Source organism: Duganella sp. 1411 (assembly GCF_017833525.1).
Classification (GTDB): domain Bacteria; phylum Pseudomonadota; class Gammaproteobacteria; order Burkholderiales; family Burkholderiaceae_D; genus Rugamonas.
The window spans coordinates 39531-52511 of sequence record NZ_JAFICD010000003.1 but is presented as its reverse complement, the minus strand read 5'-3'; the positions used below and the strand labels follow the sequence as shown (position 1 = coordinate 52511).

At 68.4% G+C, this 12981-nt stretch carries 4 protein-coding genes; 2 read left to right on the top strand and 2 right to left on the bottom strand.

The window, feature by feature from the left end:
• Positions 1–8 precede the first annotated feature (8 nt).
• Both JOD97_RS17290 and JOD97_RS17285 read right to left on the bottom strand, forming a co-directional pair.
• Complete coding sequence (locus JOD97_RS17290; RefSeq protein WP_209720644.1) at positions 9–1181, bottom strand: HPP family protein; 1173 nt, start codon at positions 1179–1181, stop codon at positions 9–11.
• 70 nt (positions 1182–1251) lie between these two features.
• The gene (locus tag JOD97_RS17285; RefSeq protein ID WP_209720641.1) at positions 1252–1728 is read right to left on the bottom strand and encodes an Lrp/AsnC family transcriptional regulator; all 477 of its coding nucleotides are present in this window, start codon (positions 1726–1728) and stop codon (positions 1252–1254) included.
• Positions 1729–1883: 155 nt separating this feature from the next.
• Here JOD97_RS17285 and JOD97_RS17280 point away from each other — a divergent pair, with 155 nt between their 5' ends.
• Entirely contained in the window at positions 1884–3971 is a 2088-nt protein-coding gene (locus JOD97_RS17280; RefSeq protein WP_209720638.1) for an aminotransferase class V-fold PLP-dependent enzyme, read from the top strand.
• A gap of 246 nt (positions 3972–4217) precedes the next feature.
• Entirely contained in the window at positions 4218–12971 is an 8754-nt protein-coding gene (locus JOD97_RS17275; RefSeq protein ID WP_209722607.1) for a GH36-type glycosyl hydrolase domain-containing protein, read from the top strand.
• Positions 12972–12981 lie beyond the last annotated feature (10 nt).

Genomic DNA, 12981 nt, shown 5'->3' with positions numbered 1-12981 from the left:
CAGCCGCGTTACGCCGCCGCTTCGGCGAAGCGGCTTTCGTACAAGGCCGCCACCAAATCCGATTGCGTGATGATGCCGGCGAAGCGCTGCTCGGCATCGACCACCGGAATGTGGTGGAAGCCGGAGTCGGCCATCAGCGGCACCAGGTCGACGATCGGCGTGTCGAGCCGCGCCGTGGTCGGGTGGTGCGTCATGATCTGGCCCACCACCTCGGCTTTTTCGGTGTGCGTCACGCCGCTCTTGCGCAGGAAGCGCTGCAGCTGCCGGCGGATGTCGCCGTAGCTGTCGAGGCCGCCGTGGTCGAGGAAGTCGGTCTGCGTGACGATGCCGATCACGCGGCGCGCGCGGTTGAGCACCGGCAAGGCCGCCACGTGGTGGCGCCGCATCAGCTGCCATGCCTCCTCCAGCTCGGTGGCGAATTCGGCGCTGACGATGTCGCGCGACATGATGTCCTCGCAATTGATGATGCCGAAGCGGCGCTGGTAGGCGCGCTGCTCGGTCTTCATGAACAGCGATTCGAGGTCGTCGCGGCTGATGTCGAGCACCTGGTCGTGTTGCTTGAGCACGGCGTCCAGATCCTCGGGCTTGAAGCCCAGCCGGACGGTCGGCACCGCGTCCTTGGTGCCATGCGGATTCGGATGGGCGGCTTGCTGCGTGTGCGGATAGCGGCGGCCGGTCAGGTTGTTGTAGATGATCGCCATGCCCACCAGCAGCGAGGTGTTGACCAGCACCGTCAGCAGCGCGAACTCGAAGCCGGCCGCGTGCACGGCCGGGCCGCCGATGACGGTGGTCAGCGCCACCGCGCCGCCGGGCGGGTGCAGGCAGCGCAGCGCGAACATGGCGGCGATCGCCGCGCCGGCGGCCACCCCGCACAGCAGCGGCAGCGGCAGGCTGTCGCCGAACCAGCGCACGCAGGCCGCGCCCACCAGGCCGCTGACGACGTTGCCGCCGATGGCCGACCACGGTTGCGCAAGCGGGCTGGCCGGCAGCGCGAACAGCAGCACGGCCGAGGCGCCCACGGGCGCGACCATGAAGATCGTGGCGCTGCTGGACGACAGCACAAAGTGGCTGAGGACGGCGGTGATCAGCAAGCCGGCCAGCGCGCCGGTGGCCGCGCGCAGCCGTTCGGCGCCGCTGGCGGTGGTGGGGCTGGGCAGCCAGCGTTGCAGGAAAGCGCGCATGGGGCTTAATGAGTATTTGAAATGGGACTATTATCCCACGCCGAGGCCGCTCGTGCAGCGTTGTTGCACCTTATTGGTGCGACACCAATTCGAGCGGCAACGCCGTCGTGAATTTGATCTGTTCCATCGAGAACGCCGACGACACGCCCGTCAACTGGCCGACCTTGATCAGGCGCTTGTAAAAGGCGTCGTAGCCGTCGATGTCGGTGGTGACGACCTTGAGCAGGTAGTCGACGTCGCCGCTCATGCGGTGGAATTCCTGCACTTCCGGCAACGCCATGACGGCGGCGGCGAAGCGGTCGAGCCACTTGGCGTCGTGCTGGCCGGTGCGCACGCTGACGAACACCGTCACCGGCAGCCCGACCTTGCGGCGGTTGACGATGGCGACGCGGCTTTCGATATAGCCTTCCTCCTCCAGCCGCTTGACGCGTTTCCAGCAGGGCGTGCTGGACAGGCCGACTTTCTCGCTGAGGGCGGCGATCGACAGCGTGCCGTCGACCTGCAGCGCGGCCAGGATGGCACAGTCGAATTTGTCGAGTGAGTTCATGGATGGGAGCGCAAGATAAGATTCATTCTCCATTCTACGATAAAGCAGCATGAAAATGCTTGCAGAGTAGAAATGACAGGGCAGTTTTGGCATATTTTCTCCAGCGCGGCTAGTTAAACTGTTCACTTGACCGAACCTTCCCCGCAGCCCACGCCATGACCACTGAAATCTACCTCGACGGCAACGCCACCACCGCTGTCCTGCCCGCCGCCATCGATGCCGCCATCGACGCCATGGGCCGCCGTTTCGGCAACCCCAGCAGCACCCACGCCACCGGGCTGCAGGCCAAGGCCATGCTGGACCAGGCGCGCGCGTGCGCGGCGCGGCTGCTGGGCGTCGGCGCCGGCCGCCTGATGTTCAACAGCGGCGCCACCGAAGGCATCCAGACCTCGGTGCTGTCGGCGCTGGTGGCGGTGCGCGAGCGCCGGGCGCGCGGCGAGGCCGTCGGCGATCTGCTGGTCTACGGCGCCACCGAGCACAAGGCCGTGCCGGAAAGCCTGGCGCACTGGAACCGCCTGCTGGGCCTGAATCTGACCTTGCATAAATTGCCGGTCGACGGCGACGGCGCGCACGACCTGGCGCACCTGCGCCACGTGGCCGGCTCGGCCGCGCTGATCTGCACCATGGCGGCCAACAACGAAACCGGCGTCGTCAGCGACCTGGCCGGCATCGAGGCGGTCATCCGCGAGACCGGCACGGCCGCCTACTGGCTGGTCGATTGCGTGCAGGCGCTGGGCAAACTGAGCCTGGAGCTGGCGGCCACCCGCATCGACTACGCGCCGTTCTCCGGCCACAAGCTGTACGCGCCCAAGGGCGTGGGCATGCTGTACGTGCGCGCCGGCGCGCCGTTCACGCCGCTGGTCATGGGCGGCGGCCAAGAGTCGGGCCAGCGCTCCGGCACCGAGAACATGGCCGGCATCGCCGCGCTGGGCGTGGTGCTGGCCGCGCTCGAACGGGGCGACACCTTCCGCACCCATGACGAGCTGTGGGGTTTCCGCGCGCGCCTGGCCGACAGCCTGCGCGCCGCCTTGCCGGGCGTGGTGTTCAACAATCCGTTCGACAAGGCCTTGCCGACCACGCTCAACTTTTCCGTGCCGGGCCTGTCGAGCCGCGAGCTGATGGACGTGTTCGACGCGGCGCAGGTGCGCGTCAGCGCCGGCAGCGCGTGCTCGTCGGCCAAGGCCGCGCCCAGCTACGTGCTCGACGCGATGGGCGTGCCGCTGTGGCGCAGCGCCGGCGCCATCCGCATGTCGTTCGGCCCGCTGGCCGACGAGGCCACCATCAGCGCCGCCTGCGCCCGCATCGAGCGCTGCGGCGCCGCGCTGCGCGCCGCTTGCCTGATTCCGTCCGAACGCGCCGCCGTGCCGCACGACGGGCTGCTGCAATTGGGCGTCGAGGGCGCCTGTTGCTGGCTGGTGCTGGACGCGGCCAGCAGCAGCTGCGTGGTCATCGATCCGTTGCCGGAGATGACTGCGCGCATCGCCTCGTATGTGCGCTGCCAGAACTATCGGGTGCTGGCCGTGGCTGGCACCTCGGCCGGCGCCGGGCGCCAGCCGCTGATCGAGGCGCTGGGCGGGCACTATGTCGCCGGTCCGGTCGACCAGTACGGCTGGCCCGCCGCCGCGCGGGCGCTGACGCTGGAAAACGGCGCGGCGGCGACGGCCATCGACGTCGGCGCGCAAGTGCTGGCCGGAATGTCCGCCGGCGCCGACGCGTCGCGCGCCTATCTGCTGGGGACGGTGGACGGCGGCCGCTTGCCTGCCTCGGCCGTGCGCTTCGCGTTCAGCGCCGGTCCGCTGGACGAAGCGACGCGCGCCGCCGCCAGCGCGCAAACGCTGCTGTGTCCGACCCGCGACGACCACAATCAGTTTTGCGCGAGCATGACGCAGCACTCCGCGGCAATCTTGACTGCCGAGGCGCAACGCGCGCCGGCCGACATGCAACTCGATAGCGCCGAGCTCGATGAATTCCTGCGCGCCCATCCGGAAGCGTTGCTGATCGATGTGCGCGAGCCGTACGAGTTCGCGGCCACCGCCGCGCCCGGTCCCGGCGGCCGCGCCGCCCGCAGTGTTCCGTTGAGTCAGATCGCCGGACAAGCCGCCGAATGGTTGCGCGGCGAGCAGCGGCCGCTAGTGTTTTTCTGCCGCAGCGGCAATCGCAGCATGAAAGCGACGCAATGCCTGCGCCGCCTGGGCCACCAGCAATCGTACAGCCTCAGCGGAGGCCTGGCGTTGGCCGCGTGACACGCGCAACCGCAACAACGCAAGTCACTCCAAGGGCCCGCGCGGCCCTTTTCTTTCGCCCCACACCCCACACCAGCGCCTGTATGTTCGCCACCGTACAGTCCCCTGTCGTGCGCCCCAGTACGATGCCTTAGCACATAATTTCCCATTCGCAGATTCGTCGCGCCCTCAGCCGGAGCGCGGCCGCGTCTCGCACGCAATAAAGCGAGGTATAAGTTGAAAAAGTCCAATCCCCTACTGCCCGAGATGACGCTCGGCTTCCGCGAATCGACCACGGCCTCCCTGGTCTCCGACGAAGATGACGAAGACCTGCCGCTGCGCGCCGAGCTGTTCAGCGCTGCGCAAATGGGCGCGCACGGCAAGACGCTGGCGGCCCACCACGAGCTGAGCACGCGCGGCGGTCCCGACCAGTTGCTCTCGCGCCTGTCGGAAAACGCCGACTTCATCAACACCACCTGCGACGAATTGACCGAGGCCGTCAAGGCCGGCCGGCAGATCACGCCGGCGTCCGAATGGCTGCTCGATAACTTCTACCTGATCGAAGAGCAGATCCGCATCGCCCGCCGCCACCTGCCCAAGGATTACAGCAAGGAGCTGCCGCGCCTGAGCCGCGGTGCGCCCGAGGGCTGCCCGCGCGTCTACAAGATCGCGCTGGAGATCATCTCGCACGGCGACGGCCGCGTCGATCCCGAATCGCTGTGCCGCTTCGTCGACGCCTACCAGGAAATCGCACCGCTCAAGCTGGGCGAGTTGTGGGCCATTCCCATCATGCTGCGCCTGGCGCTGATCGAGAACCTGCGCCGCGTGGCCGTGCGCGTGGCCGACAACCGCGCCGACCGCGATCTGGCCAACAGCTGGGCCGACCAGATGACCGAGGTGGTGGAGAAAAATCCCAGCGGCCTGATTTTGATGGTGGCCGACATGGCCCGCTCCAATCCGCCCATCACCAGCGCCTTCGTGGCCGAACTGGCGCGCCGCCTGCAGGGCCAAAGCTCGGCGCTGACCCTGGCGCTGTCGTGGATCACGCACCGCCTGGCCGAATCGGGCCACACCATCGAGCAGCAGATCCAGGCCGAGATCCAGCAGCAGGCGGCCGAGCAGGTCTCGATCGCCAACAGCATCGGCAGCCTGCGCTTCCTCGGCACCATGGACTGGCAGGAGTTCGTCGAGACCATGAGCGTGGTCGAACAAACGCTGCGCCAGGACCCGGCCGGCGTCTACGGCCGCATGGAGTTCGCCACGCGCGACAACTACCGCCACTCGGTCGAGAAGATCGCCAAGCATTCGCGCCTGTCCGAGGTGGAGGTGGCGCAGCAAGCCTTGCAACTGGCCGTCACGCACGCCAACAGCGGCGACGAGCGGCACAGCCACGTCGGCTTTTATCTGATCGGCGGCGGCCTGGCCGCGCTGGAAAAGCAGACCGGCATGCGCCGTCCGTGGCGCGAGGTGTTCCGCCACACGTCGGGCGCCTCGCCGCTGACGTCCTATCTGGGCGCGATCGCCGCCATCACCTTCGTCGCCACCGCGCTGCTGCTCGAGCGGGCCTCCTTCCACGGCGTGCACGGCGCGGTGCTGGTGGCGCTGGGCGTACTGGCGCTGCTCGGCAGCAGCCAGCTCGCGCTCAGCCTCGTGAACTGGGTGACGACGCAGATCACCCATCCCAATCCGCTGCCGCGCATGGACCTCGAGGGTGGCATTCCGGCCGAGGGCCGCGCGCTGGTGGTGGTGCCGACGCTGGCCTACAGCAAGGACAACATCGAGGACCTGTGCGAGCAGCTGGAGGTGCGTTTCCTGGCCAACCGCGATCCCAATCTGGTGTTTTGCCTGTTGACCGACTTCGCCGACGCCCCCGCCGAGAGCTTGCCGGGCGACGCCGCGCTGCTCGAGCAAATGGCGTACCGCGTCGAACAGCTCAACCGCAAGTACGCCTTCCATCCGAACGGCGAGCCGGCCACCCCGTTCCTGCTGATGCACCGCCCGCGCCTGTGGAATCCGCAGGAGGGCGCGTGGATGGGCTATGAGCGCAAGCGCGGCAAGCTGCAGGACCTGAACCGCTTCCTGCGCGGCGGCGCGCGCGACAAATTCTCGCTGGTCGTCGGCGATGTCAGCGCGCTCGAAAGCATCAAGTACGTCATCACGCTCGACACCGACACCCAGCTGCCGCGCGACGCGGCGGCGCAGTTCATCGCCACCATGATGCATCCGCTGAACCGCCCGCGCGTGGACGCCGCGCGCGGCTGTGTGGTCGACGGCTACGGCATCCTGCAGCCACGCGTGGCCGTCAGCCTGCCGAGCGAGAACGCCTCGCGCTACGAAAAACTGTGTGGCGGCGAACCGGGCATCGATCCCTACACCCGCACCGTCTCCGACGTTTACCAGGACGTGTTCCTGGAAGGCTCCTTCATCGGCAAGGGCATCTACGACGTCGACGTGTTCGAGCAGGTGCTGGGACACCGGCTGCCCGACAACCAGGTGCTCAGCCACGACCTGCTGGAGGGCTGCTACCTGCGCGCCGGCCTGCTGAGCGACGCCCAGCTGTACGAGGAATACCCGAGCCGCTACAGCGACGACGTCAGCCGCCGCCAGCGCTGGATACGCGGCGACTGGCAGTTGATCTCCTGGCTGTTCGGCCGCGTGCCGGGACCGGGCCGCAAGCGCGAGAAAAATCCGCTGTCGCTGCTGTCGCGCTGGAAGCTGTTCGACAATCTGCGCCGCAGCCTGACCGCGCCGGCGCTGGTGCTGTCGCTGATCGTCGCCTGGCGCTGGCTGCCCGACCCGTGGCTGTGGACCGGCGCCGTGCTGACCGTGATCTTCCTGCCGCCGTTCGTGAGCGCGCTGCACGACCTGCTGCACCGTCCCAAGGACACTTTGTGGAGCCAGCACCTGCGCGCCACGCTGCGCCGCACCGGCCTGCAGTTCTCGCACGCGATGCTGATGCTGGTGTTCCTGCCGTACGAGGCCTACTTCAGCATCGACGCCATCACCCGCAGCGTCTACCGCATGCTGGTGTCGCACCGCCACCTGCTCGAGTGGCGCGCCTCGGCGCTGTCGCGCGCGGCCTCCGGCAAGACCAGCACCTGGGTGACCATGTGGCCGGCGCCGGTGCTGGCGCTGTTCATCGGCGGCATGCTGCTCGGTTGGCGTCCCGCCAGCCTGGCGCCGGCCGCGCTGTTCCTGCTGGCGTGGCTGGTGGCGCCGGCCGTGGCGGACTGGATCAGCCGTCCGATCAAACGCAAGGACGCGCAGCTGTCGCCGGACCAGCAGGTGTTCCTGCACAAACTGGCGCGCCGCACCTGGGCCTATTTCGACCGTTTCGTCGGCCCGGACGACAACTGGCTGCCGCCCGATAACATGCAGGAGCAGCCGGTGCAGGTCATCGCGCACCGCACGTCGCCGACCAATATCGGCATGGCGCTGCTGGCCAACCTGAGCGCCTGCGACTTCGGCTACATCACGGTGGCGCAGCTGATCGCGCGCACCACCGCCACGATGGCGGCCATGGATAAGCTGGAGCGCCACCAGGGCCACTTCTACAACTGGTACGACACGCAGACCCTCAAGCCGCTGCACCCGATCTATATTTCGACGGTCGACAGCGGCAATCTGGCCGGCCACCTGCTGACGTTGCAGCCCGGCCTGACCGGCATGTTCGAGCAGCCGATCGTCGGCCCGCAGATCGTCGACGGCCTGCTGGCCACGGTGCGCGTGCTGGAGGAGACGCTCGGCGAGGCCGCCAGCACCGGCGCCGTCGTGACCAACGCCTCCGGCGCCGACGGCGCAGCACCGGCCCTCGCCGCCAAGGGCGCCGAAGCGGAAGCGGCGACACTGGACCTGGCGCCGATGCTGGCGCTGCTGGCCGCCAGGCCCGACGCCGGCCACCTGCAGCAGCTGAACGCGTGGCTGACGCTGGCCGCGCAGGCGGCCGAGGCGTTGCACGCGCAGGTCGATCCGCAAGGCGACGCCGCGATGTGGACCGCTTCGCTGGTCCGGCAAAGCCACGCCGCGCTCGACGAGCTGGCGTTGCTGACGCCTTGGGTCAACCTGTCGGCCGACACGCTGTTCGACACCAGCATGACGCGCATGCCGACCCTGCGCGAACTGGCCAGCCTGGCCAACGCCACCGCCGCCATTCCGCTGACCGACCTGGCGCCGGTCGAGCGCGAGCGCCAGCAGCAATTGGCGCAGTTGCTTGAACAGGGCAGCGCCGCCGCGCATGAGCGCATGCGGGTGCTGGCCGAACTGGCGCAGCGCAGTTGCGCGTTCGCCCAGATGGAGTACCGCTTCCTGTACAACCCGACCACCAATCTGCTGGCGATCGGCTACAACGTCAGCGAACGCCGGCTCGACGCCAGCTACTACGACCTGCTGGCGTCCGAGGTGCGCCTGGCCAGCTTCATCGCCATCGCCCAAGGCCAGCTGCCGCAGGACCACTGGTTCGCGCTGGGCCGCCAGCTGTGCATCGTCGCCGGCAAGCCGGTGCTGCTGTCCTGGAGCGGCTCGATGTTCGAGTACCTGATGCCGCTGCTGGTGATGCCGAACTATCCGAGCACCTTGCTCGACCAGACCTACAACGCCGTCATCGACGCGCAGATCGATTACGGCAAGCGCCGCGGCGTGCCGTGGGGGATCTCCGAATCTGGCTACAACACCGTCGACGCCAGCCTCAATTACCAGTACCGCGCGTTCGGCGTGCCGGGCCTGGGCCTCAAGCGCGGCCTGGCCGACGACCTGGTGATCGCGCCTTACGCCACCATGATGGGACTGATGGTGCAGCCGGAGGCGTCGTGCCTGAACCTGCAGAAGATGGCGGGGCTGGGCTTCATGGGACGCTACGGTTTCTTCGAGGCGATCGACTACACCGCCGCGCGCCTGCCACGCGGGCAGAGTTTCGCCGTGGTGCGCTCGTTCATGGTCCACCACCAGGGCATGGGCCTGCTGTCGCTGAGCTATCTGCTGCACGACCGGCCGATGCAGCGCCGCTTCGAGTCCGATCCGCTGCTGCAATCGACGCTGCTCGTGCTGCAGGAGCGCAGCCCGCAGGCCGGCGCCTTCTACTCCAACACCACCGACCTGGCGGTGCTGCGCTCGGCCGCGCCGGACCAGCAGGCCGCGCCGATGCGCGTGCTCACCCAGCACAGCACACCGGTGCCGGAAACCCAGTTGCTGTCGAACGGCCGCTATCACGTCATGGTCACCAACGCCGGCGGCAGTTACAGCCGCTGGCGCGACCTGGCCGTGACGCGCTGGCGCGAGGACAGCACCCGCGACAACTGGGGCAACTTCTGCTACGTGCGCGACCTGGACGACGGCCAGTTCTGGTCCACCACCTATCAACCGACCCTGGTCGACCCGCGCAACTACGAGGTGATCTTCTCCGAGGGGCGCGCCGAGTTCCGCCGCTCCGACCGGGGACTGGACCTGTACACCGAGATCGTGGTCTCGCCGGAAGACGATATCGAACTGCGCCGAACCCGCATCACCAACAAGAGCGACAGCGTACGCACCATCGAGGTGACCAGCTACGCCGAGGTGGTGATGGCGCCGGCGGCGGCGGACGCCGCCCACCCCGCGTTCAGCAAGCTGTTCGTGCAAACCGAGATCCTTCGCGACGAGCACGCGATCCTGTGCACGCGCCGTCCGCGCGGCGCCGATGAAGCCATGCCTTGGCTGATGCACTCGATGACGGTGCACGACGCGCCGGTGGTGGCGGTGTCGTACGAGACCGACCGCTCGCGCTTCCTCGGCCGCGGCAACACCGCCGCCGCGCCGCGCGCGCTGCTCGAAAGCGGCGCCCTGAGCGGCGCCGAGGGTTCGGTGCTCGATCCGGTGGTGGCGATCCGCTACACCATCACGCTCAAGCCCGACCAGACGGCCATCGTCGACATCGTCACCGGCATGACCGAGCAGCGCGACGCCGCGCTGCACCTGGTCGACAAATACCAGGACCGCCATCTGGCCGACCGCGTGTTCGAACTGGCCTGGACCCACAGCCAGGTCGTGCTGCGCCAGCTCAACGCCAGCGAGGCGGACGCGCAGTTGTACGGCCGCCTGGCCAATTCGGTCATCTATCCGAACGCCACGCTGCGCGCCGACGTCGGCACCCTGGTCAAGAACCATCGCGGCCAGTCCGGCCTGTGGGCGTACGCCATCTCCGGCGACCTGCCGATCGTGCTGTTGCAGATCAAAGACCCGGCCAACATCGATCTGGTGCGCCAGATGGTGCAGGCGCACGCCTACTGGCGCCTCAAGGGCCTGGTGGTCGACCTGGTGATCTGGTACGAGGACCAGTCGGGCTACCGCCAGCTGCTGCACGAACAAATCATGGGCCTGATCGCCTCCGGCATCGACGCCCAAGCGGTCGACCGTCCGGGCGGCATCTTCGTGCGCCTGGCCGACCAGATCTCCAACGAGGACCGCATCCTGCTGCAGTCGGTGGCGCGCGCCATCCTCAGCGACAGCCGCGGCACGCTGGCCGAGCAGATCAAGCGTCCCGGCCAGCAAACCATGCGCATGCCGCCGTTGCTGGCGGACGGCCGCGGCGACTATGGCGACGCGGTTCCGGCGCCCCGTCCGGCGCGCGCGCTGATGCTGGAAAACGGCATCGGCGGCTTCACGCAGGACGGCCGCGAATACGTCATCACCACCCGCGAGGGCCAGCGCACACCGGCGCCATGGTCCAACGTGCTGGCCAATCCGCAGTTCGGCAGTGTGATCTCGGAAAGCGGCCAGGCCTACACCTGGCACGAGAACGCCCATGAATACCGGCTCACGCCATGGCACAACGATCCGGTCAGCGACGCCAGCGGCGAGGCCTTCTACCTGCGCGACGAGCAGACCGGCGAGTTCTGGTCGCCCGCCGCGCTGCCCGCGCGCGGCATCGGCGACTACGTCACGCGCCACGGCTTCGGCTACAGCGTGTTCGAACACAGCGAAAACGGCATCGCCACCGAGATGACCACCTTCGTCTCGACCGACGCGCCGATCAAGTACACGGTGCTCAAGGTGCGCAACGATACGCTGGTGGCGCGCAAGCTCACCGTCACCGGCTATGTCGAATGGGTGCTGGGCGATATGCGTTCCAAGTCCGGCATGCATATCCTCACCGAGGTCGATCCGGTCAGCGGCGCGATGTTCGCGCGTAATCCGTACAACACCGAGTTCACCGGCCGTGTCGCCTTCTTCAATTGCGACGCCAGCCTGCGCTCGATCACCGGCGACCGTGCCGAATTCCTGGGTCGTAACGGCTCGCTGGCGGCGCCGGCGGCGCTGCGCCGCGCGCGCCTGTCCGGCAAGGTCGGCGCGGGGCTCGACGCCTGCGCCGCCATCCAGGCGCCGTTCGACCTGCTGCCCGGCCAGGAGCGCGAGATCGTCTTCGTGCTGGGCGTGGCGGGCCGCCGCAACGCCGACGCCAGCGGCATGGTGCAAAAACACCGCAGCGCCGGCGCCGCGCAGGAAGCCCTGGCCGCCGTGCACGCGCACTGGGAGCAGACCCTGGGCGCGGTGCGCATCGACACGCCGGAACCGGAGCTCGACGTCATCGCCAACGGCTGGCTGATGTACCAGACCATCGCCTGCCGGATTTGGGCGCGCAGCGGCTACTACCAGTCCGGCGGCGCGTTCGGCTTCCGCGACCAGCTGCAGGACGCGATGGCGACCATCCACACGCAGCCGCACCTGCTGCGCGACCAGCTGCTGCTGTGCGGCGCGCACCAGTTCATCGAGGGCGACGTGCAGCACTGGTGGCATCCGCCGTCGGACCGCGGCGTGCGCACGCATTGCTCGGACGATTATCTGTGGCTACCGCTGGGGGCCTGGCGCTACGTCGCCACCACCGGCGACATGAGCGTGCTGGAGGAAAGCCTGCCGTACCTGGAGGGCCGCGCCGTCAAGCCGGAGGAGGACTCCTACTACGACATGCCGAGCCGCTCGGGCCAGAGCGGGACCCTGTACGAGCACTGCGTGCAGGCGATCCGCCATGGCCTGCGCTTCGGCGAGCACGGCCTGCCGCTGATCGGCTCCTGCGACTGGAACGACGGCATGGACAAGGTGGGCGAGCATGGCAAGGGCGAGAGCGTGTGGCTGGCCTTCTTCCTGTGCGAGGTGCTGCAGCGCTTCGCCGACGTCGCCGACATGAAGGACGACACGGTGTTCGCCGCCGAGTGCCGCGAGGAGGCCAGGAAGCTGGCCGCCAACGTCGAACTGAACGCCTGGGACGGCGAGTGGTACCGGCGCGCCTATTTCGACGACGGCACGCCGCTCGGATCGCACACCAACGAGGAATGCCAGATCGATTCGATCTCGCAGAGCTGGGGCGTGCTGTCGGGCGCCGCCGATCCGGCGCGGGTGCGCGGCGCCATGGAGCAGGTCAACCAGCGCCTGGTGCGGCGCGATTCGGGCATCATCCAGTTGCTCGATCCGCCGTTCGACAAGGCCGGGCCCAACCCCGGCTACATCCGCGGCTACGTGCCGGGGGTGCGCGAAAACGGCGGCCAGTACACCCACGCCGCCATCTGGACCGCGATGGCGTTCGCCCGCCTGGGCGACACCGAGCGGGCTTGGGAGCTGGCGCGCATGATCAATCCGGTCATGCACGGCGGGACGGCGGAGGGCACGGCCAAATACAAGGTCGAGCCGTACGTGGTCACGGCCGACGTCTATGCGGTGGCGCCGCACGTCGGGCGCGGCGGCTGGAGCTGGTACACCGGCTCGTCGGGCTGGATGTACCGCTTGATCATCGAGTCGCTACTGGGCCTGACGCGCAGCGCGCAGCAACTGACGCTGGCGCCGCGCATGCCGGCCGGCTGGACCACCTTCACGCTGACGTACCGCTATCGGACGGCGACGTACGTGATCCGCGTGCTGCACGACGAAGGCGCCGGCTTGGTGCCGTCGCTGACGGTCGACGGCGTGCCGCAGCAGGAATCGGCGATCGCGCTGGTCGACACCGGCATGACCCACCAGGTCGAGCTGCGCCTGCCGGCGCGGCCGGCTATTCCCTGAAAGGAACTAC